The organism is Mesorhizobium sp. WSM3873 (assembly GCF_001672445.1).
Taxonomy (GTDB): Bacteria; Pseudomonadota; Alphaproteobacteria; order Rhizobiales; family Rhizobiaceae; genus Mesorhizobium.
In genome coordinates this window covers 27,605-47,413 of record NZ_LYTM01000024.1, presented here as the reverse complement: position 1 = coordinate 47,413, position 19,809 = coordinate 27,605, and the positions used below count along the sequence as shown (strand labels likewise).

Below are 19,809 nucleotides of genomic sequence, written 5' to 3'. Positions count from 1 at the left end.
CCTCCAGCATCAGGATCGTACCCGAGGCAGTCCCGCCCGACCGCCTATCTGTTTGGTTCGACGCAATTCCGATCGGAAAACCGCTTTCACACTTTTCCTGGAATTGCTCTAGATCATGAAATGTTTAAGGAACCAGCTTGTAGCCGCCGCTTTCTGTCACAAGAATTTCGGCATTGGAAGGATCGCGCTCAATCTTCTGGCGCAGCCGGTAGACATGGGTTTCCAGCGTGTGGGTGGTGACGCCGGAATTGTAACCCCACACTTCTTCCAAGAGCACGTCGCGCGTTACCACCTTCTGGTCGGCGCGATAGAGATATTTGATGATCGAGGCTTCCTTTTCGGTCAGCCGCACCTTGGCGCCGCGCGGATCGATCAAAAGCTTCTGGCTGGGCTTGAAGGTGTAGGGGCCGACCGAGAAGGTGGCGTCCTCGCTCTGCTCGTGCTGGCGCAACTGCGCACGGATGCGCGCCAAGAGCACCGCGAAGCGGAAAGGCTTGGTGACGTAATCGTTGGCGCCGGCCTCGAGCCCCAGGATCGTGTCGGAATCGGTGTCGTGGCCGGTCAGCATGATGATCGGGGCCTTATAGCCGCCCTTGCGCAGGATCTTCACCGCCTCGCGACCGTCCATGTCTGGCAGGCCGACGTCCATGATGAGCAGATCGACAAGGCCGCCGCGCGCCGTGGCGACGCCTTTTGCGGCAGTGGCTTCCTGCTGGACGTCGAATTCCTCGTAAAGCGCCAGTTGCTCGACGAGGGTGGCTCGCAGGTCGTCGTCGTCGTCAACGATCAGAATGGTGCGTGATGTCATGATCAATCCGTTGTTTTAAAAAGAATATTCAGTTGACCTCCCCCCATTTATGCGGAAGCTCACCGGCGCAACAGTCGTTCACAGTGATTTGTTCCGTGAGACAATCATACAAGAAAAAACGCGCGCGCAATGCGGCAGGCGAATTTTTGCCGAAAGGGCTGCATGTCCTGGTTGTGCGTGCGAGGCCCGGCAACCCTGCGCAGGGATTGCTGCAAGCTGGCAAAACGGTGTTTCGCTGCGCCCTCGGGCGCGGCGGCATTTCCGCCAGCAAGCGCGAGGGCGACGGCGCGACGCCACTGGCTGCGATGCGGATATTGTCAGGCTATTTCCGCAACGACCAGTTTCCCGGCGGCCGCCGGACGGGGCTGGCGATGGCGCCGATCGGCCCGGATCTCGGCTGGTGCGAGGTGCCGGACGACCGCAACTACAACCGGCCGGTGAAGATCCCTTACGGCGCCAGCCATGAACGGATGCGGCGCGCCGACCGGCTCTACGATGTGTGCCTGGTGCTGGACTGGAACATCGCGCCGCGCCGGCGCGGGTGCGGCAGCGCGATCTTCTTCCATCTGGCGCGTCCCGGCTTCACGCCGACGCAAGGCTGCGTCGCGGTGACGGCGCGCACCATGGCGAGGCTGCTGCCGCTGCTGTCGGACCGGACGGTGGTGAAGGTGGTGAGGTAGGGAGTAGGGAGTAGGGGGTAGGGGAGTAGGATATGTCACGGAGGACGCACGTCCACCGAAGCGAGATTCTCTGCCTACTCCCCTATTCCCTCAGTGCCGCTTAGGCTGCTGCCAGCCGGTATCCAGCAATCCGATCCGGCCAAGCTCCCGGTTCATCGCCTTTGCGACGTCCCTGCGCTCGACGCCGATGTCGCGCAGCTGACGGTCGGAGAGATCCTCGACGGATTCGTCGGGAAGCCGAGCGGCGACCCCGGCCTGGCGCAGCCACTCGAATGCCGAACGCAGCCAAAGCGTGATGCCGGAGTCGGATTTCTGGACGGCGTGAGACTTCAGGACGATCTCGGTCATGGCGCTATCCGTGTTCTCCGGATATCAAATCCGGTTTGATGGTTTATCGATGCGGCCATCTTGCCGGATTGAAAAACAAACGGGAAACGAGTAGTTCTTGTCTGATCATCAAGTTTTTTTTGGAGATTGAGATGGCCCGCTTGCTGCCCGGAACGCGTGCGTTGAGGACGTTCGAGGCAGCGGCGAGGCACCTCAATTTCACCCGTGCCGCGGACGAGCTTGGCCTGACGCCGGCGGCGGTCAGCCACCAGATCAAGGAAATAGAGGATCAGCTCGACCTCGTGCTGTTCACGCGCACCAGCCGCACCATGCGGCTAACCGAAGCGGGGAACGTTCTGTTCGAAGCCTCGGTCGATGCGCTCGACCTGCTTGGCCGCGCCGTTACCCGCGCGCGCAAGATGGCGAGAGGCACGGCGCTGCTGAAAGTGACGCTCGACGCGCAGTTCGCAACCAAGTGGCTGATGCGGCGCGTCGACGGTTTCCGCCGGCAAAAGCCTGGCGTCGAGTTGCGCTTCGACATTACCTATGAAGTCAGGGATTTCGAGCGGGACGATGTCGATATCGGCATTCGTTTCGGCAGCGGCAAATATCCCGGGCTCTGCGCGCACCGGCTGTTCGAGAACATCATCATCCCCGTCTGCAGCCCGGCGCTGCTCGCCTCAGGCCCGCCGCTGAAGGAGCCGCGCGATCTCTTCCACCATACGCTGGCGCATATCGAATGGTCCCGGCAGGGCGTCACTTGGCCGAACTGGAGCATGTGGATGCACGCGGCAGGGGTCGAAGATTTCGACGACAGCCGCACCCTTGTCTTCGGGTCCTCGACCGATGCCGCGCAGGCGGCGCTCGACGGCAATGCGGTGGCGCTTGCCGACTTCGCCATGGTGGCCAACGACCTTTCGCAAGGGCGGCTGATCCGGCCCTTCGAACTCGGCATCAAGGTCGCGCCGGAGTTCGCCTATTTCCTGGTTTATCCGGAAGCGATGAAGGACGACGCGCGCATCGTCGCCTTCCGCGAATGGCTTCTCGACGAAGTCACGAAAGACGCAGACGCGGGGTAGCGGCGCTCCGGACCGCTCTCTCTGTTTATTGGGCGCAATTCCGACGGAAACCGTTTCACACTTTTCCTGGAAATGCTCTAGCCTGCCGGCGCGGCCGGCGCGCCGAACCAACCGATCACGGCGCCGATGATGAGCAGCACGCCGAGCCAATGGCCGGCATCGATCAGCGTGAGCTCCCAGCCGAAGCCCTGATAGCGGTGGTTGACCGACAACGTGGTGGCGACGAAGCCAAACCAGAGCACAAAGCCGAAGATCACGCCGGCGAGCGGGTTGGGCTCGCCGCCGGTCATCGCGCCGACCACCAGGGTCATGACCAGCGCCATGACGAGCTCGGCGACGAAGCTGACGATGAACGGAACGGCCGAGCGCTTCATCGTCGCCGGATCGAGCTTTGCCGCCTTCAGCCAGGGCCTGCTCAGGCCCATGTACCAGGCGGCACCGAACAGCCACGCCACGACGGCTGCGGCGATCACTGCCAGCCAGTTCACCGTTGAGAAATCCATAGAATCCCCTCCCGAACGATGAGCGATGGAATCCCTGTTCGCCGGCTGCGTCAAGCCGAAGCGGCGGAAACCCATCGCCACACGGTCGTGCGCTTGACCTCGGCATCCTCCAGCACGCGCGTCACCGGCACCTGGTAGACGGCGAGCGATTGCAGTCCGGTCTTCGGCAGATAGGCGCGCCCGGGATCGCCGACGAGGACGTCGGCGCCGCGCGCCTTGAGGCTCGTGAACCACGGCGTCAGCCTCTCCGCCAAAGGCTTGTCGTAGAAGACATCGCCGGCCAAGACGACGTCCCAGCCGTCATCCGTGCCGATGCAGTCCGCATCCAGGAAATCGGCCTTCACGCCATTGGCTTCGAGGTTGAGGGTGATGACCGTCGCGCAAAAGGGATCGATATCGGCCGCGTTCACTTCAGCCGCGCCGGCCTTTGAGGCAGCGATGGCGACCATGCCGGAGCCGGAAGCGAAGTCGAGCACGCGTTTGCCCTGCACCGTCGCCGGATGGTCGAGCACATAGCGGGCAAGGCCCTGGCCGCCGGCCCAGGCGAAAGCCCAGAAGGGCGGCGGCAGGCCGATCTCGGCCAGCTCCTCCTCGGTGCGCAGCCACAGGTCGTGTGCCTCGTCAGCCAGGTGCAGCAGCACTTCCGGCACGTGCGGCGGCGCCATCAGCGCCGTATTGTCGAGGATGAATGTCCTTGCGTTTTTGGGGGTGAGTCTGGTCACGGCGCCGGGTCGAGGCCGGCCATGCGGCAGACTTCTTTCCACTCTGCCGGCGTCACCGGCTGCACGGAAAGCCGGCCAAGCCGCACCAGCGCCATGTCGGCCAGCTTCGGATTGGCCTTGACCTGTTCCAGCGTCACCGGCTTCGGCACGTCTTTGCGGGCGCGGATGTCGACGCATTCCCAGCGTGGATCGTCCGTGGTGGAGTCGGGGTGGGCGAGCGCGCAGACCTCGGCGATGCCGACGATGTCGAGGCCTTCATTGGAATGGTAGAAAAAACCGAGATCGCCGATCTGCATGGCCTTCATGTTGTTGCGCGCGGCGTAGTTGCGCACGCCGTCCCACTGCGTGCCGGCCTTGCCCTTCGCCTTCAGCGCCTCGAAGGAAAAGACCGAAGGTTCGGACTTGAACAGCCAGTAGTTCATCTCAGTTGTCCCCTTGATTGTCGGTTCGCCACGATTGAAGCGTTGGCGCTCTTCCTTATCCTTTCCCCGTTCTCGCGGGGAGCGGGAGCGCCAGCGACCGGTCACGCGGCGGCGGGCTTCTGGAAGACCCAATTCCATGGACGGATTTCGACGCTTTCGAACAGGCCAGCCTTGGCATAAGGGTCGGCGGCCGCCAGGGCTTGCGCGCCGGCCATGTCGGGCGCCTCAATCATCACCAGGCTTCCGTCAGGCTTTCCGGCAGCGTCGAGGAAGGGACCTGCGAAGGCAAGTCTTCCTTCGCTGATCAGCCCTTCCAGGAACGCCGCATGCGCCGGCCTTGTGTCGGCGCGCAGCTGCAAGCTGCCGGGCTTGTCCTTGCAAATCAATGCAAACAGCATGTTTCAACTCCGAGGCTTCAAATGTCGGTTTCGGTTTTGAGCGGCCGCGTCATCAGCGCCGTCACCGCCTGGCCGATGGTCACCTTGCCATCGAGGATGGCGGCGACAGCTGCAATGATCGGCGCCTCGATGCCGCGCTCGGCGGCTATGCGGGCGGCAATGGCGGCCGTCGGCACGCCTTCGGCGAGCGGCAGGCCGGTGAGCTCCTTGCCTTGGCCGAGCGCCAGGCCGTAGGCGAAGTTGCGCGACTGCGCCGAGGAACAGGTGAGCAGCAGGTCGCCGAGGCCGGAGAGCCCCATCAGCGTTTCCGGCCTGGCGCCGAACGCGGCGCCGATGCGGCGCAGCTCGACGAAGCCTCGCGTCACCATGGCGGCCTGGGCGCTGGCACCAAGCTTGGCTCCGGTGACGGCGCCGGCAGCAATGGCGAAGACGTTCTTCAGCGCGCCGCCGATCTCGACGCCGATGAGATCGTCGCTGGAATAGCAGCGCAGGTTCTCGGCCGAGAAGCGGGCAGCGAGATCGGCCGCCAGTTCTCCGTCGCGGCCGGCCACCACCACGGCCGTCGGCAGGCCGCGCGCGACATCGCTGGCGAAGCTCGGGCCGGAAAGTGCTGCGACCGGATTGTCGGGCAGGTTTTCCTCGACGATCGAGGACAGCAGCGCGCCGGTGTCGCGCTCGATCCCCTTGGCGCAAAGGACCAGCGGCACGCCGGATGGCACATGGCCGGCGGCGGCGGTCAGCACCGCGCGCAGCGATTGGGCGGGCGTTACCGCCAGCACGCAATTCGCACCGTCGAGCGCAGCAGCGATATCGCTGGTGGCGACGATGCCGGGCTCGATCGCGATGCCGGGCAGATAGTGCGGGTTTTCGCCACGGTCGATCGCGTCGACGGTGTCGGGATCGCGGGCATAGAGGCGGACAAAATGGCCGGCGCGCAGCATGGCAAGCGCCAACGCCGTGCCCCAGGCGCCGCCGCCAAGCACTGCTACACGCCAGCCGCTGGGCGCCTTGGTTTGTGCGCCGTTCGTGACCGCGTCAGTCATGCCTTTGCCCCGCGACGGCCCGAGCCGACCAAGGGGGCGGAAACACTGTCCAGCGGCCAGCGCGAGCGCGGCACGAAGTCGGCGGCGCTCGCGTCGGCCATCCCGGCGCGCAGCCGCTCGATGCCGGCCCACGCGATCATCGCGGCATTGTCGGTGCAAAGCTTTTGCGGCGGCGCGACGAATGCAAAGCCGGCCTTGGAACAGCGCGCCTCCAACGTTGCCTTGATCGTGCGGTTGGCGGCGACGCCGCCGGCGACGACCAGCGCAGGCTTTGCCGTCTCGGGAAATTCCTTGCGGAAACGGGCGAGCGCCCGCGCGACACGGTCGCCCAGCGCATCGGCTACCGCCGCCTGGAAGGCGGCGCATATGTCGGCGACGTCCTGGTCGCTGAGCGGCGCGATCGCCGTTGCCGCCTGGCGCACAGCGGTCTTCAGGCCGGAGAAGGAGAAATCCGGCTGCGCCGAGCCTTTCATCGGACGCGGGAAGGCAAAGCGGCTCGCATCGCCGCCGGCCGCGGCCTTTTCTACATTCGGCCCGCCCGGATAAGGCAGGCCAAGCATCTTGGCCGTCTTGTCGAAGGCTTCGCCCAGCGCATCGTCGATGGTCGTTGCCCAGCGCTGGTAGTCGCCGACGCCGCGCACCGCGACGATCTGGGTGTGGCCGCCGGAGACCAGCAAGAGCAGATAGGGAAAGTCGAGCCCGTCGGTCAGCCGGGCGGTCAGCGCGTGACCTTCGAGGTGGTTGATGGCGATCAGCGGCTTGTTCGCGGCGGCGGCGATCGCCTTGGCGGTCATCAGACCAACGATCAGCCCGCCGACCAGCCCCGGCCCGGCAGTCGCGGCGACGGCGTCGACCTCATCGAGCGATACGGCCGAATCGGTCAGCGCTGCCTCGACGATCCCATCCAGCGCCTCGACATGGGCGCGCGCGGCAATCTCGGGGACGACGCCGCCGAAGGCGGCATGCTCCTCGATCTGGCTCAAGACGACATTGGAGAGGATTTCGGGCGCGGAGTCGCCGTCCAGCGCCACCACGCTGGCCGCCGTCTCATCGCAGCTTGTCTCAATGCCCAGAACGCGGATCAATTCGTCGCTGTCCTCGAAGATTGTGTCTCCGACCTTTCCTATATAGGAGGTCTGTCGATAGTCAGGTGGTGCCGGCCTGCGAATGGCGGTTTTCTGCGCTTCCGGCGCTCACGTACCCAAAAGTACGCTCCGCTCCGGTTCTCGAAATCCGCCTTTTTCGGCTCGGCCTGACCTGAATCTCGGCAGACCTCGAAATCACCTCGGGGGTTATCACGGACCGCGCGCCATGCAAACAACCTTGAAAATCGGAACACGCGGCAGCCCGCTGGCGCTCGCCCAGGCGCATGAGACGCGGGCGCGGCTCATGCAGGCGCATGGCCTGCCCGAGCAGGCCTTCGAAATTGTGCCGATCTCAACCAGCGGCGACCGCATTCAGGACCGGCCGTTGTCGGAAGCGGGCGGCAAGGGCCTGTTCACCAAGGAGATCGAGGAAGCGCTGCTCGACCGCCGCATCGATATCGCCGTGCATTCCTCGAAGGACATGCCGACGGTGCTGCCCAACGGGCTGGAGCTTTCCGTCTTCCTGCCGCGCGAGGACGCGCGCGACGCCTTCATCGGCAAGACCGCGAAGCGGATCGCCGATCTGCCGCATGGCGCGACGCTCGGCTCGTCGTCGCTCCGGCGCCAGGCGCTGCTCCGCCGGATGCGGCCGGACCTCAATGTGGTGATGTTCCGCGGCAATGTGCAGACCAGGCTGCGCAAGCTGGATGAGGGCGTGGCCGAAGGCACCATCCTCGCCTATGCCGGGCTGAAGCGGCTCGGGCTCGAGAGCGTGATTACCGATCTGATGCCGCTGGATGTCTTTCCGCCGGCGCCGGGGCAGGGGGCGATCGGCATCGAAAGCCGCATCGGCGACGGCGTGGTCGAAAATATGTTGGCGGCTATTCACGACATGCCAACCGGCCAGGCGCTGGCTTGTGAGCGCGCTTTTCTTGCTGCGCTCGACGGCTCCTGCCGCACGCCGATCGCCGGCCATGCGATCGTCTCGGACGAATACCTGTCTTTCGCCGGGCTGATCATCTCGCCCGACGGCACCGAGTCGCATGAGGTCAGATTGAATGGCCCGGCCCGGGACGCGGCGAATACCGGCGTGGAAGCCGCGCGGGCCGTTCGCGCCGAGGCCGGCGCAAAATTCTTCGACGGCTGGGCCTGATATGGTCCGCGTCCTGGTGACGAGGCCGGAACCGGGCGCCTCCCGCACGGCCCGGCGCCTTGAAGCCCAGGGGTTCCAGCCCGTCCTGCTGCCACTGACAAAAACGGCGGCGCTGCCGGTCGAGGCACGCGTCCTTCCCGCCGCTGCCGCGGTTGCCGTTACCAGCGCCAATGCTGTCCGCTATGCGCCCAAGGAACTGGTCGCTGCGCTTGCCGCCCTGCCTTGCCATGCGGTTGGCAAAAGGACGGCGGAAGCCTGCCGTGCGGCTGGATTTACGTCCGTCTTTGAAGGCCCAGGCGATGCCGAAGCACTGGCCGGCCAGATAACCGCCGAACTTACGGGCAAGGAGATGGTTTATCTTTGTGGCCGGGCGCGCTTTCCCGTCTTCGAAGAACGGCTGGCGGCAGCCCGGGTGCGTGTCCGGCCTGTCGAGACCTACGACACCATCGAATTCGATTATGGCGACGATGCCGTCGTTGCCCGATTGTCGGGCACGCCGGTCGAGGCAGTGCTGCTCTATTCGGCCAAGGCGGCACCCGTGATGATTGGCCTGGCCATGCGCCCAGCACTGCGGCATCTCTTTGAACGGGCGGAGTTTTTGGCCCTTTCCGCGCGAATCGCCAACGCATTGGACGGGGTTGGCGGGCAAAAGGTTCGAATTGCCTCTCAACCCGACGAGGACGCGCTGTTCCAGCTTTTGTCGCTACCGGGCTGAGCCGCGTCATCACACCGCCCCTTTTCACCGCTTGGTGATGTGGTAGAGCATCCTTGAGCTCTAGACTCTTTGAACCATCCTCAAGCCAATTTGCGGAGCCCAAGCATGGTCAAGACGCCTAAGGTGCGACATTCGAAGAGCCGCCGCGAGCCGGTGACCATCGAACTCGAACCCGGCGCCGTCTCGCGAATCACTGACGAGGATGCCGCCAATACCGATACCAACACGGAACGAACCGACGAGGCGAAGGCAGAGGAAGGGGCTGCTGCTTCGCAGCCGGAAGCTCCCGAAGAGCCGATCCATGCCGAACAGGCCGACATCGAGCCGTGGGAACACACCGACGCGGCGCAGGGCGGAGCTGACCAGGCTGGAACCAACAAGGATGGGGCGGAAGCATCCTATCCGGGCACTGATGAGGCTCCGAAGAGCGAACCAAAAAGCTTCGGCTACAGTTTCGAGGATGCGTCGGCAGCCAAGACCAGTTCTGCCGCCTCGACGGCGAAGCCGAGCGAAACCCGAAGCGACGATCGCGACTTCCCGGCCGCCAGGCGCTCAGGCGTCAACATGATTGCCGCCGGCGTGATCGGCGGCGTTGTCGCGCTTGCCGGCGCCGGTCTTCTGCAAGCGGTAGGGCTGCTCGGGTCTCCGACTTCGGTCGGCGGGCCCTCGCCCGACGGCGTCACCGGCGAGATCGCTTCGCTGAGAAGCCAAATCGCGGCTCTCAAGGAGACGGCCGATACCGGCGCTTCGGCCAAGGTCGACGGCCTGTCCTCGGCGCTCGACCAGGTGAAGTCGGACGTCGCGGCGCTGAAATCCTCGCCCGGCCAGGGCGACGACGGCGCCGCGCTCAAGGCGCTCACCGACAAGGTCGGCCAGGTCGAGACGTCGGTCGCCGACCTGCAGAAGGCCGGAAATGCTGCACCGGTCGATCTCGCCCCGCTCAACGAGAGGCTCGCCGGGCTCGACGCGCTTGTGAAATCGGCGGGCGACGCGGCGAAGGCGGCGGACAGCCGGATCGCGGCGCTGGAACAGTCGGTGCAGCAGCTCTCCGGCAAGGTCGAGGCGCAGGCCTCGCAGCCGAAGATCGCGTTGGCGATCGCCGCTTCGGCGCTGAAGGCGGCGCTCGATCGCGGCGCGCCGTTTGCGACCGAGCTCGACACGTTCGCCGCGATTGCGCCCAACGCGCCGGAGCTTGGCGTTCTGCGCGGCTATGCGGAAAAAGGCGTGCCCACGCGAGCCACCATCGCTTCCGAGGCCGAAGCCGCCGCCAACGCCATGGTCGAAGCGGCAACGCCGGTCGACCAGAATGCCGGCTTCTTCCAAAGCCTGGTGTCGAGCGCGAAATCGCTGGTGCAGGTGCGGCCGGTCGGCGCCGTCGAAGGCAAGGGCGTGCCGGAAACGGTCGCGCGCATTGAAGTGGCAGTCAGCCAGGGCGACTATGCCAAGGCTCTCGCCGAATACGATACCCTGCCCGATGCGTCGAAGGCGGCCGGCGCCGATTTCGCCGGCAAACTGAAGGCGCGGCTCGAGGTCGAAAAGCAGATCGAAGCGCTGATTGCCGGCGCGACCAAGGCATGAGGACCGTCAAATGATCCGCATCCTCGCCTTCCTCGCCGTCGTCTTCGCGCTGGGGCTCGGCTTTGCCTGGCTGGCCGACCGTCCGGGCGAGATGATCGTCACCTTCAACGGTTACCAGTACCAGGTCACGCTGATGGTGGCGGCGGTGGCGATCGTCGCCGTGGTCGCAGCGGTGATGATCGTCTGGTGGCTGATCAAGTCGCTGTGGAACAGCCCTTATGCGATCTCGCGCTATGTCCGGGTGCGCCGCCGCGACCGCGGCTACCAGGCGCTGTCGACGGGGATGATCGCGGCCGGCGCCGGCGACGGCGCGCTGGCGCGCAAGAAGACCAAGGAGGCGGCCAAGTTGATCAGTTCCGACCAAGAGCCGCTGATCAACCTGCTCGATGCGCAGGCCTCGCTGCTCGAAGGCGACCATGACGGTGCGCGGGAAAAGTTCGAGCGCATGCTCGATGATCCGGAGATGCGGCTGCTCGGCCTGCGCGGGCTCTATCTCGAAGCTGAGCGACTGGGCGACCGCAACGCCGCGCGCCACTATGCCGGTCGTGCCGCAGCTGTGGCACCGCAGCTTGCCTGGGCGGCGGAATCGACGCTTGAAGAGCTGACCGAGCGCGGCGACTGGGACGGCGCGTTGAAGCTGGTCGAGGCGCAGAAATCGACAAGGCAAATCGAACGCGATGCCGCCAACCGCCGCCGCGCCGTGCTGCTCACTGCCAAGGCGCAGGCGCTGGTCGACAGCGATCCGAACGCTGCCCGGACCGCGGCGCTCGAAGCCAACAAGCTGGCGCCCGATTTCGCGCCGGCCGCGGTGATCGCGGCCAACCTGCTGATTAAGCACAACGATGTGCGCAAGGGTTCCAAGATCCTGGAGATCGCTTGGCGGGCCGAACCGCATCCGGATATTGCCGAGCTCTACATCCATGCGAGGCCGGGCGATGCCGTGCTCGATCGCCTCAACCGGGCGAAAAAGCTGCAGGAATTGAAGAAGAACCATGCCGAATCGTCGATGGCGGTGGCGCGCGCCGCGCTCGACGCGCAGGATTTCGCCACCGCCAGGCGCGAGGCGGAATCCGCAATCCGCATGGATCGCCGCGAAGGCGCCTATCTGTTGCTGGCCGACATCGAGGAGGCCGAAAGCGGCGACCAGGGCAAGGTGCGGCAACTGCTGTCCAAGGCTGTGCGCGCGCCGCGCGATCCGGCCTGGGTGGCGGACGGTGTCGTCTCGGAGCGCTGGGCGCCGGTATCGCCGATCACCGGCAAGCTCGACGCGTTCACTTGGCGCGCGCCGATGGAGCGGCTCGGGCAACTAATCGACAGCGCGGTTGAGGAGGCGGTTCCCGCGATCGCTGCATCGGCGCCCGCTTTGCCGGCTGACGAGAGAGCGATCGACCTTGAGCCCGATAGTTCGGCCGAGAAGGCGGCCGCCGAGGCGCCGAACGGCATCGAGAGGGAAACCGCGGTCGCCGCCGCCGATGACACGGTGGTCGAGCAGGCGCCGGAGTTGCCGCGCTTGCCGGATGATCCCGGCGTCACGCCGGAAGACGAGGCGGAAAAATCGCCGCGCCGGTTTCGTTTGTTTTGAGGCTCGGCTTGGCGGACAGGGAAAAAGCATCGATGTTCGAACGCGTATTGTCCTTCCTGAGGGATTTGCCTGCTGCGGGCGCGAGCAAGCCAAGCGCGGACGATCCGCGCGTCGCGGCCTCGGCGCTGCTCTATCACGTGATGAACGCCGACGGCGTGCGCCAGGATATCGAGTGGGAGCGCTTCAAGGAGATCCTGGCCGAGACCTATTCGATCAGCGGCGACGAGCTCGACGCGCTGGCCGCCGCCGGCGAGCGTGCCGATAACGAGGCGATCGACCTCTATGCCTTCACCAGCGTGCTCAAGCGCCATCTGGATGCCGAGGCGCGCAAGGCCTTCATCGGCCTGATGTGGGAGATCGTCTACGCCGACGGCGAGCTGCACGAGCTCGAGGACAACACCGTCTGGCGCGTCGCCGAGCTGATCGGTGTCGAGCGCCACGACCGCATCGAGGCGCGCCGCAAGGCGGCGGCCGAAGCGCCGGGCGCGCGGGGCACATCGAGCGACGAATAGCTGGACCTTTCTTCTTCCATGCCACCCAGACCCAGGCCGAGACCAAAAATCCTGATCGTGCTGCATCAGGAGACTTCGAGCCCCGGCCGCGTCGGCCATATGCTTCTGGAAGAAGGTTTCGATCTCGACATTCGCCGGCCGCCGCTTGGCGAAGAGCTTCCCTGCACTTTGGACGGCCACGCCGGGGCGGTGATCTTCGGCGGGCCGATGAGCGCCAACGACCAGGACGAGTTCGTCCGGCGTGAGACCGAGTGGCTCGAAATCCCGCTCAAGGAAAACCGGCCTTTTCTTGGGATCTGCCTCGGCGCGCAAATGCTCGCCAGGCATCTTGGCGGCAGGGTCGAGGGCCATGGCGAAGGACTGGTCGAGATCGGCTGGTATCCGCTGAAGGCGACCGACGCCGGCAAGAAACTGCTGCACTGGCCGGAGATGGTCTACCAGTTCCACCGCGAGGGCTTTTCCCTGCCGAAGGACGCGACGCTGCTCGCCACGGCCGAAACCTATCCCAACCAGGCTTTCCGGTATGGCGAGAATGCCTGGGGTATCCAGTTCCATGGCGAACTGACCAGGGTGATGATGCAGCGCTGGGTGGTGCGCGGCGCGCATCGCTTCGAGCTGCCGGGCGCGCAGCCCGGCCGCGATCATCTCGGCGGCCGGCTGATCTGGGACATGCACCTCAAGCGCTGGCTCGGCGAATTTTTGAGCCTGATCTTCGGCAAGCCGGCCGTCGGATAGATTTTGCCGCAATTGCAGAGGGAAGCCGCTGCACTCTTCTAGTCCGGCCGTCAAGTTGCTGCGCTGGCAATTAGTTCCTGCTATTCAAATGCCGCACCTGCCGCAGCGCAGGGAACAACCAAGCCCAGATCCCGGCAACCGCGATGGCGCCGATGCCGCCGATCACCACCGCCGGCACGGTGCCGATCAGCGCCGCCATGGTGCCGGCGCGGAACTCGCCAACCTCGTTGGAAGCGCCGACGAAGACCTGGTTGACGGCGTTGACGCGGCCGCGCACCTCGTCGGGCGTCCAGAGCTGGATCAGCGTCTCGCGGATATAGACGCTGAACATGTCGGTGGCTCCGAGCATGGCGAGCGCCACGATCGACAACCAGGTGATGGTCGAGACGCCGAACAGGACGGTGAAGGCGCCGAACAAGGCGACGAAACCGAGCATGATCTTGCCGGCATGGTCGCGGATCGGATGGCCGGCGAGCCAGACGGCTACGGCGATGGCGCCGATGCCAGGCGCCGAGCGCAGCAGGCCGAGGCCCCAGGGCCCAAGCTCCAGAATGTCGCGGGCATAGACCGGCAGCAGCGCCGAGGCGCCGGAGAGCAGCACCGCGAACAGGTCGAGCGAGATCGCGCCGAGCACGATCTTCTCGCCCCAGATGTAACGAAAGCCGGCAAACAGGGTCTGCATCGTCGGCTTGTCGGTAGCCGTCTGCTGCGCGGGCTTGGGGATGGTGAAGACGAGCAGCGCGGCGACAAGCATCAGGATCGCCGCAGTAGCGTAGGCGATCTCCGCCGAAAGGCCGTAGAGCAGGCCGCCGGCGACCGGGCCGACGATGGTTGCCGTCTGCCAGGCGGACGAATTCCAGGCAATGGCGTTGGCGAAATCCTGTGGCGGCACCAGATTGGCGACCAGCGAGGACGAGGCCGGCCCGTAGAAGGCGCGGGCGATGCCGAACATGGCGAGCACGACGAAGATCGGCAGCGGGCCGCCAAGGCCGCGCAGCGTCAGCAACAACAGAGTGAGCGCACAGCCGGCCTCGACGAACGACGCCAATGTCATGATCAGGCGGCGGCCGAAGCGGTCGGCGACGACGCCGGTGACAAGCACCAGGAGCAGCGACGGCAGGAACTGGACGATGCCGACGATGCCGAGGTCGAAGGGATTGCGCGTCAGGTCGTAGATCTGCCAGCCGACGGCGACTGAGACGATCTGGGTGGCGAAAGTGGTGAGGAAGCGCGCCGTCCAGTAGCTGAGATACGGCCGGTGCCGGAAGGCGGCGTAGCGCTGTTCAGGTGAAGTTGCTTCGGCGGTCATGATTCGAGGGCCCCGTTGTGACATCGGCCGGCGGGGCACTTCCACGGTGGGCGCTGTTCCGGCCGGAGACCCTTAGCCCAGTTCGCCTCGTCGCGCGCGCAAAAAATCGGCGCGGGATGAAGGAACTTCGGAATTATCGTTCACGGTCAAGGAGGCTCAGTCTCTCAGCGCGGCGGAAATCGCTTGCAACCCGCCGCGCAATTCCGCCTCTTTCGGCCAGCCGAAGCCGACGCGGAAGAAGCGCTTCGGCATCTCGAACCAGTGGCCGGGACCGACATAAGTGCCGTGTTCTTCCAGGAGCCGCGCGTAGAACCGGTCGAGGTCGAAACCTGCATCGACATTCAGCCGCGGGAAGCCGACCACACCGCCTTGCGGACGCACCCAGTCGACCACCGGCTCGCCGTCGATCCAAGCCTGGACGATATCGCGGCGCTTGGCCATCTCCGGCAACAACGATGCTAGGAAGGCATCGCGCCGCTCGAGCATGGAGCGTGCGATCGCCTCGTCGATGACACTGCCGCAGATGCCGATCTGCTCCTTGGCGGCGAGGAACGTCTCTTGCAGAGCGTGGTCCTTGCTGACCAGCCAGCCGATCCGGATGCCCGGAATGCCAAATGCTTTCGAAAGGGAACAGACGCTGATCGCGCTTGGACTGAGCGATGCCGCGGAGGGCAGGCGCTCGCCGTAGGAGAGATCGCGATAGGTTTCGTCGACCAGAAGCCGGCAGCGGCGGCTTTCGGCAAGCGCGACCAGCGCGTCGAGATCGGCGCCGGTCATCATCGTGCCGGTCGGGTTGTGCGGGCAGGTGACGCTGATCAGCCTGGTGTTCGGCCGCACCGCCGCCGCGACCCGCGCGACCTCCACGGCGAAGCCCTCGTCGAAGTCGAGATCGACATAGCTGATCGCGCAGCCGATCGCCTTGGGCGTCTCGATATTGGTGGCATGGTTCGGCCGCACGACGACGAGATGGTCATCGGCCGAAAGCAGCGAGGTGGCAATGATGAACAGCGCGCCGGCAGCGCCGGCGGTAACCAGCACGTCGTCCGGGGATAGCGCTTTGTCCTGCCCGGCGATCAGCGCGCGCAATTGCTTATCGCCGCGATGCTCGCCGTAGAACAAGGTGAGGTCGGGCAGCGAGAGGCCGATATCGGCAAGCTTCTGGTCGGCGATCGAGCTTTCGGAGAGATTGAAGCGGATGCGGTCGTAGCCGTATTCCTCCGGCGCTTCCTTCTCGATCACCATCCTCGCATAGTTCATGGCTCACCCGAACAGCATTCGCTTGTCTTATCCAAGCCAAAAGCAGGAAGCCTGCCAAGGTGGATTCCTTGGCAGGCTTCTTCTAACCGTTGGCACAGGGCCAAGATCGTTTAGGCGGGGGCCTTTACTTTCCTGGCCTTTGCCGGCTTCTCCGGCTCGGCTTCGGCCTTGCGGCCGAGGCCGATCGACTTGGCGAGCTCGGAGCGCGATGCCGCGTAGTTAGGCGCGACCATCGGGTAGTCTGCCGGCAGGCCCCATTTGGTCCGGTAGGCTTCCGGGCTCAGCCCGAAATGCACGCCGATATGACGCTTCAGCGACTTGAACTTCTTGCCGTCCTCGAGGCAGATGATGTAGTCCGGCGTCACCGAGCGCCGGGGATTGACGGCAGGAACGGGCGGCGGTGCCGGCGGAGTCGGCGGCTGGTTCAGGGCGCCGATCGAGGAGGCGACACTGGCGATGAGCTCGCCGAGGCCCGAAGCAGGCAGCCGGTTCTTGGCGACATAGGCCGACACGATGTGGGCGGTGAGCTCGAGCAGGTCGACATCCTCCTTGGCTGTATTGGTTTCCTCGTCCACGTCAGTCCTCCTCTATGCCGCACGGCCGCAAATCGGGATGTAAAATCCAGCGCGCTGCCGCGCTCTTGGCGCGCCGAGGGGCGCATGTGCGGCAGGCCGGCGGATTCCTAGTCGGCAAATCTGCGCGGCGCAACGACAGGTCGTGCGACTACACGTTATTTTGAACGACTATACTGAAAAGTAAAAATATCAGACGATCAGCGCCTTATCGCGCCACAGTCGAAATCCGCCTTCGAAAGCACGTGTGTTGTCGCCGCGCCTGGATTTTTCAGGCAATTCATCGAGCTTGTCGACATTGCCGCCGCCGATGACCACATAGTCCGGCTGCAAGGCGGCGCGAAGCCTGTTTACGACATCGAAAACGTATCTGCGCCATTTTTTCTTGCCGTGCTTTTCCAGGCCGCGCTCGCCGACATAATCCTCGAAGCTGCCGCCCTTCTTGTAAGGAAGATGAGCAAGCTCCATCGGCTGCCCGACATTGTCGAGGATCATGGCGGCGCCCAGGCCGGTGCCGAGGCCGAGGAACAGCATACGGCCGCCGTCATAGCTGCCGATCGCCTGCAGGAGCGCGTCGTTGACGACTTTGACCGGCTTGCCGAAGGCGGCGGCGAAATCATAGCCGTTCCAGCCCTTGCCGAGATTGAAGGGATCGAGCGACGGCTTGTTGTCCCTGACCGGGCCAGGGTAGCCCATCGAAATGACGTCGTAATCCAGGCCCTCGGCCAGCTTCTTCACCGAAGCCACCATCTGCTCAGGTGTCAGGCCCGGCCCGGAATCGGTGCGGCGCATCTCGCCGCCGGCGCTGGTGAGAATTTTCACACGCGATCCGCCGACGTCGATGGTGAGGACGACCTGCCCGTCCTTCGTCGAAGCCCGTTTTGCTGGTTTCGCCATCCGGTCCCCCGAGAAGCTATTTCGTCGGATTGATCCAGCCATTGGGCGGGCCGAAGCCGTTCATGGCGTCGGCCGGCCCCCAGGTCTTCGGCGCGTAAATCGGAGGCGGCGTGGTGTCGCCAAGCACCGGTCCGACGATCCGCCATGCAAGCTCGGCCGCGTCCTGGCGCGTGAAGAGCTGGCCGTTGCCGTTCATGGCGTCGCCGATCAGCCGCTCATAGGGCGGCATGTCGCCCTTGGTGTCGTCGAGCGCGGTCAGTTCCACCTGCTCGCCGATCATGTCGTCGCCGGCTGCCTTGCGCTGGGCGCCGATCGAGATCGCCACCTGCGGATCGATACGGAAACGGACATAGTTGGCGTCGCCCGGCTTGATCGGATCGAAGACGTCGAGCGGCGGGCGCTTCAGCCGCACGATCACTTCGGTCGCATGCACCGGCATGTTCTTGCCGGCGCGGATGAAGAAGGGCACGTCCTGCCAGCGCCAGGTGTCGACGAAGAAGCGTACGGCGGCGAAGGTCTCGACCGGCGAGTTCGGCCGCACGCCCGGTTCGGCCAGATAGCCGTCGAACTGGCCGCGCACGACATCGTCCTTGGTCAAGGTGCGGATGGCGCGCAGCACCTGAACCTTCTCGTCGATCAAATCGTCGGCAGAGCGGCCGACCGGCGGCTCCATGGCGAGCAACAGCAGGATGTTGAGCAGATGGTTCTCGATGACGTCGCGGATGCAGCCGACGTCGTCATAGAATTTGCCGCGGCCTTCGATGCCAAAATCCTCCGCCATGGTTATCTGCACGCTCTCGACGAAGTTGCGGTTCCAGATCGGCTCGAGGAAAGCGTTGGCGAAACGGAAATAGAGCAGGTTCTGGATCGCTTCCTTGCCGAGATAGTGGTCGATGCGGAAGATGGACTGTTCGTCGAACACCAGGTGCAACACGCGGTTCAGCCAGCGGGCCGACTGCAAATCGTGGCCGAAAGGCTTTTCGACCATCAATCTGGCGCCCCGCGCGGTGCCGGATTGTTCGAGGCCCTGGACGACGGTTTCGAACATGGTGGGCGGCACTGCCATGTAATGCAGCGGCCGCTGCGCCGAGCCGAGCGCCGTCTTCAATCTCTCGAATGTCACCGGATCGCGATAGTCGCCGCTGACATAGCGCAGCAGCGAGGCGAGCCTGGCGAACACCTTGTCGTCGACGGCGCCCAGCGCATTGACGATGCCGTCGCGGGCACGGTCCACCAACTTGCCAAGGTCCCAAGGATCGAAAGCGACGCCGATCACCGGCTCGCTCAGCGTTCCCTTGGCGACCATCTGATAGAGCGCCGGAAATATTTTCTTATGCGCAAGGTCGCCGGTCGCCCCGAAAAGCACCAGCGTGTCGGATCTCTCCTGGCTCATCCCGTCACTCCCGCTCTCACGCCTTCGGCTTTTCGACATGGCCGCCGAAAGCGTAGCGCATGGCGGACAAGAGCTTGTCGGCGAAGGCGGATTCGCCCTGCGAGGAGAAGCGGTCGAATAGCGCCGAGGAGAGTACCGGCGCCGGAACGCCGGTATCGATCGCGGCCTTGAGCGTCCAGCGGCCTTCGCCGGAATCGGAGACGCGGCCACCGAACTGGGCGAGCGACGGATCGTTCTTCAGCGCGCCGGCGGTGAGATCGAGCAGCCAGGAGCCGATGACGCTGCCATGGCGCCAGACTTCGGCCACGGCGGGCAGGTCGATGTCGAACTGATAGTATTGCGGGCTTTCGAGCGGGCTGGTTTCGGCGTCCGCCGTGCGGGCGCGCTTGCCGGCATTGGCCGATTTCAGGATGTTGATGCCCTCGGCGTAGGCCGCCATGACGCCGTATTCGATGCCGTTATGAACCATCTTGACGAAATGGCCGGCGCCGCTCGGCCCGCAATGCAGATAGCCGTAAGGCGCGGTTCCGGCGCCTTTCGGCGGATTGGAGCCCGGGTCGGCGCCCGGCGCCAGCGTGGCGAAGACCGAATCCAGGTGTTTCACGGCTTCGTCGGGGCCGCCGATCATCAGGCAGTAGCCGCGCTCCAGTCCCCAGACGCCGCCACTGGTGCCGACATCGACGAAATTGATGCCCTTGGTCGCCAGCTTCGCGGCCTGGTCGACGGCGTCGTGATAATAGGAATTGCCGCCGTCGATGATGATATCGCCCGGCTCCATCAGCGCCGCAACCTGGTCGACGATCCTGCCGGTGATCGCCGCCGGCAGCATCAGCCAGGCGCAGCGCGGCTTGGCGAGCTTGGCGACGAACTCCTCCAGCGAGGCGGCGCCGATGGCGCCGTCCTTGACCATGCCGGCGACGCTTGCCGAATTGATGTCGTAGACGACGCATTCGTGGCCGTCGCGCATCAGGCGGCGCACCATGTTGGCGCCCATCCTGCCCAGTCCCATCATTCCGATCTGCATTGTGCTATCCTAATA

22 protein-coding genes are annotated in these 19,809 nt (G+C 65.0%); 8 read left to right on the top strand and 14 right to left on the bottom strand.

Translation table 11 applies throughout. From position 1 onward, the window contains the following. Positions 1-124: 124 nt before the first annotated feature. Positions 125-808 (bottom strand): response regulator transcription factor, encoded by a 684-nt coding sequence (locus tag A9K71_RS17520; protein WP_066998380.1) that lies wholly within the window; start codon positions 806-808, stop codon positions 125-127. Positions 809-891: 83 nt separating this feature from the next. On the opposite strand from A9K71_RS17520, the gene A9K71_RS17515 reads away from it, so the two are divergent. Next, a complete protein-coding gene (locus A9K71_RS17515; RefSeq protein WP_066998331.1) occupies positions 892-1,488 on the top strand; it encodes a L,D-transpeptidase in 597 nt (198 codons plus the stop codon). Between the two features lie 90 nt (positions 1,489-1,578). Here the strand turns inward: A9K71_RS17515 and A9K71_RS17510 are convergent, their stop codons facing one another. Next, positions 1,579-1,836: a DUF1127 domain-containing protein gene (locus A9K71_RS17510; RefSeq protein WP_066998328.1), complete on the bottom strand. Its 258-nt coding sequence runs from the start codon at positions 1,834-1,836 to the stop codon at positions 1,579-1,581. A gap of 131 nt (positions 1,837-1,967) precedes the next feature. On the opposite strand from A9K71_RS17510, the gene gcvA reads away from it, so the two are divergent. Further along, on the top strand, positions 1,968-2,894 hold the full coding sequence (gene gcvA, locus A9K71_RS17505) for a transcriptional regulator GcvA (RefSeq protein WP_066998325.1): 927 nt from the start codon (positions 1,968-1,970) through the stop codon (positions 2,892-2,894). Between the two features lie 77 nt (positions 2,895-2,971). On the opposite strand, the gene A9K71_RS17500 is transcribed toward gcvA, so the two are convergent. From A9K71_RS17500 to tsaD, 6 genes are all read right to left on the bottom strand, one after another. Further along, a complete protein-coding gene (locus A9K71_RS17500; RefSeq protein ID WP_066998322.1) occupies positions 2,972-3,397 on the bottom strand; it encodes a DUF1761 domain-containing protein in 426 nt (141 codons plus the stop codon). A gap of 50 nt (positions 3,398-3,447) precedes the next feature. Continuing rightward, the gene (locus A9K71_RS17495) at positions 3,448-4,119 is read right to left on the bottom strand and encodes a methyltransferase (protein ID WP_066998320.1); all 672 of its coding nucleotides are present in this window, start codon (positions 4,117-4,119) and stop codon (positions 3,448-3,450) included. Then, complete coding sequence (locus A9K71_RS17490; protein WP_066998318.1) at positions 4,116-4,541, bottom strand: EVE domain-containing protein; 426 nt, start codon at positions 4,539-4,541, stop codon at positions 4,116-4,118. The genes A9K71_RS17495 and A9K71_RS17490 overlap by 4 nt, the downstream gene beginning before the upstream one ends. Positions 4,542-4,642: 101 nt before the next feature. Further along, a complete protein-coding gene (locus A9K71_RS17485) occupies positions 4,643-4,939 on the bottom strand; it encodes a YciI-like protein (RefSeq protein ID WP_066998315.1) in 297 nt (98 codons plus the stop codon). Positions 4,940-4,956: 17 nt separating this feature from the next. After that, positions 4,957-5,982, bottom strand: coding sequence for an NAD(P)H-dependent glycerol-3-phosphate dehydrogenase (locus tag A9K71_RS17480; RefSeq protein ID WP_066998309.1), 1,026 nt, complete (start codon positions 5,980-5,982; stop codon positions 4,957-4,959). Continuing rightward, positions 5,979-7,064, bottom strand: a complete 1,086-nt coding sequence (gene tsaD / locus A9K71_RS17475; protein WP_197504245.1) for a tRNA (adenosine(37)-N6)-threonylcarbamoyltransferase complex transferase subunit TsaD — start codon at positions 7,062-7,064, stop codon at positions 5,979-5,981. The genes A9K71_RS17480 and tsaD overlap by 4 nt, the downstream gene beginning before the upstream one ends. Before the next feature lie 229 nt (positions 7,065-7,293). Between tsaD and hemC the strand changes: the two genes are divergently transcribed. From hemC to A9K71_RS17445, 6 genes are all read left to right on the top strand, one after another. Further along, positions 7,294-8,220 carry a hydroxymethylbilane synthase gene (hemC, locus tag A9K71_RS17470; protein WP_066998305.1) on the top strand — a complete coding sequence of 309 codons (927 nt, stop codon included), beginning with the start codon at positions 7,294-7,296 and terminating at the stop codon, positions 8,218-8,220. Position 8,221: 1 nt separating this feature from the next. Next, positions 8,222-8,935: a uroporphyrinogen-III synthase gene (locus A9K71_RS17465; RefSeq protein WP_066998303.1), complete on the top strand. Its 714-nt coding sequence runs from the start codon at positions 8,222-8,224 to the stop codon at positions 8,933-8,935. A 105-nt stretch (positions 8,936-9,040) separates the two neighbouring features. After that, entirely contained in the window at positions 9,041-10,513 is a 1,473-nt protein-coding gene (locus tag A9K71_RS17460) for a COG4223 family protein (RefSeq protein WP_066998300.1), read from the top strand. Between the two features lie 10 nt (positions 10,514-10,523). Then, on the top strand, positions 10,524-12,095 hold the full coding sequence (locus tag A9K71_RS17455) for a heme biosynthesis protein HemY (protein WP_066998297.1): 1,572 nt from the start codon (positions 10,524-10,526) through the stop codon (positions 12,093-12,095). Between the two features lie 32 nt (positions 12,096-12,127). After that, positions 12,128-12,607, top strand: a complete 480-nt coding sequence (locus tag A9K71_RS17450) for a TerB family tellurite resistance protein (protein WP_066998287.1) — start codon at positions 12,128-12,130, stop codon at positions 12,605-12,607. Positions 12,608-12,625: 18 nt separating this feature from the next. Continuing rightward, positions 12,626-13,342, top strand: coding sequence for a glutamine amidotransferase (locus tag A9K71_RS17445; RefSeq protein WP_066998285.1), 717 nt, complete (start codon positions 12,626-12,628; stop codon positions 13,340-13,342). A gap of 70 nt (positions 13,343-13,412) precedes the next feature. Here A9K71_RS17445 and A9K71_RS17440 read toward each other — a convergent pair whose 3' ends face one another. The 6 genes from A9K71_RS17440 to gnd all read right to left on the bottom strand — a co-directional run bounded on the left by A9K71_RS17440 (position 13,413) and on the right by gnd (position 19,794). Continuing rightward, complete coding sequence (locus tag A9K71_RS17440; RefSeq protein WP_066998282.1) at positions 13,413-14,651, bottom strand: MFS transporter; 1,239 nt, start codon at positions 14,649-14,651, stop codon at positions 13,413-13,415. A gap of 156 nt (positions 14,652-14,807) precedes the next feature. Then, positions 14,808-15,908 carry a pyridoxal phosphate-dependent aminotransferase gene (locus tag A9K71_RS17435; RefSeq protein WP_066998279.1) on the bottom strand — a complete coding sequence of 367 codons (1,101 nt, stop codon included), beginning with the start codon at positions 15,906-15,908 and terminating at the stop codon, positions 14,808-14,810. Between the two features lie 110 nt (positions 15,909-16,018). Continuing rightward, on the bottom strand, positions 16,019-16,483 hold the full coding sequence (locus A9K71_RS17430) for a MucR family transcriptional regulator (protein ID WP_066998275.1): 465 nt from the start codon (positions 16,481-16,483) through the stop codon (positions 16,019-16,021). Positions 16,484-16,672: 189 nt separating this feature from the next. Further along, the gene (locus tag A9K71_RS17425; protein WP_066998272.1) at positions 16,673-17,377 is read right to left on the bottom strand and encodes an ROK family protein; all 705 of its coding nucleotides are present in this window, start codon (positions 17,375-17,377) and stop codon (positions 16,673-16,675) included. A gap of 16 nt (positions 17,378-17,393) precedes the next feature. Continuing rightward, on the bottom strand, positions 17,394-18,770 hold the full coding sequence (gene zwf / locus A9K71_RS17420) for a glucose-6-phosphate dehydrogenase (RefSeq protein WP_066998268.1): 1,377 nt from the start codon (positions 18,768-18,770) through the stop codon (positions 17,394-17,396). A 16-nt stretch (positions 18,771-18,786) separates the two neighbouring features. Further along, positions 18,787-19,794, bottom strand: coding sequence for a phosphogluconate dehydrogenase (NAD(+)-dependent, decarboxylating) (gene gnd, locus A9K71_RS17415; RefSeq protein ID WP_066998266.1), 1,008 nt, complete (start codon positions 19,792-19,794; stop codon positions 18,787-18,789). Between the last annotated feature and the right edge of the window lie 15 nt (positions 19,795-19,809).

Bases quoted from the DNA above. Each gene is read 5' to 3' on its own strand.
- gnd (WP_066998266.1), bottom strand. From the start codon at position 19,794: ATGCAGATCGGAATGATGGGACTGGGCAGGATGGGCGCCAACATGGTG.
- A9K71_RS17500 (WP_066998322.1), bottom strand. From the start codon at position 3,397: ATGGATTTCTCAACGGTGAACTGGCTGGCAGTGATCGCCGCAGCCGTC.
- A9K71_RS17485 (WP_066998315.1), bottom strand. From the start codon at position 4,939: ATGCTGTTTGCATTGATTTGCAAGGACAAGCCCGGCAGCTTGCAGCTG.
- gcvA (WP_066998325.1), top strand. From the start codon at position 1,968: ATGGCCCGCTTGCTGCCCGGAACGCGTGCGTTGAGGACGTTCGAGGCA.
- zwf (WP_066998268.1), bottom strand. From the start codon at position 18,770: ATGAGCCAGGAGAGATCCGACACGCTGGTGCTTTTCGGGGCGACCGGC.
- A9K71_RS17520 (WP_066998380.1), bottom strand. From the start codon at position 808: ATGACATCACGCACCATTCTGATCGTTGACGACGACGACGACCTGCGA.
- A9K71_RS17455 (WP_066998297.1), top strand. From the start codon at position 10,524: ATGATCCGCATCCTCGCCTTCCTCGCCGTCGTCTTCGCGCTGGGGCTC.
- A9K71_RS17425 (WP_066998272.1), bottom strand. From the start codon at position 17,377: ATGGCGAAACCAGCAAAACGGGCTTCGACGAAGGACGGGCAGGTCGTC.
- A9K71_RS17465 (WP_066998303.1), top strand. From the start codon at position 8,222: ATGGTCCGCGTCCTGGTGACGAGGCCGGAACCGGGCGCCTCCCGCACG.
- hemC (WP_066998305.1), top strand. From the start codon at position 7,294: ATGCAAACAACCTTGAAAATCGGAACACGCGGCAGCCCGCTGGCGCTC.
- A9K71_RS17450 (WP_066998287.1), top strand. From the start codon at position 12,128: ATGTTCGAACGCGTATTGTCCTTCCTGAGGGATTTGCCTGCTGCGGGC.
- A9K71_RS17490 (WP_066998318.1), bottom strand. From the start codon at position 4,541: ATGAACTACTGGCTGTTCAAGTCCGAACCTTCGGTCTTTTCCTTCGAG.
- A9K71_RS17440 (WP_066998282.1), bottom strand. From the start codon at position 14,651: ATGACCGCCGAAGCAACTTCACCTGAACAGCGCTACGCCGCCTTCCGG.
- A9K71_RS17445 (WP_066998285.1), top strand. From the start codon at position 12,626: ATGCCACCCAGACCCAGGCCGAGACCAAAAATCCTGATCGTGCTGCAT.
- A9K71_RS17460 (WP_066998300.1), top strand. From the start codon at position 9,041: ATGGTCAAGACGCCTAAGGTGCGACATTCGAAGAGCCGCCGCGAGCCG.
- A9K71_RS17510 (WP_066998328.1), bottom strand. From the start codon at position 1,836: ATGACCGAGATCGTCCTGAAGTCTCACGCCGTCCAGAAATCCGACTCC.
- A9K71_RS17480 (WP_066998309.1), bottom strand. From the start codon at position 5,982: ATGACTGACGCGGTCACGAACGGCGCACAAACCAAGGCGCCCAGCGGC.
- A9K71_RS17435 (WP_066998279.1), bottom strand. From the start codon at position 15,908: ATGAACTATGCGAGGATGGTGATCGAGAAGGAAGCGCCGGAGGAATAC.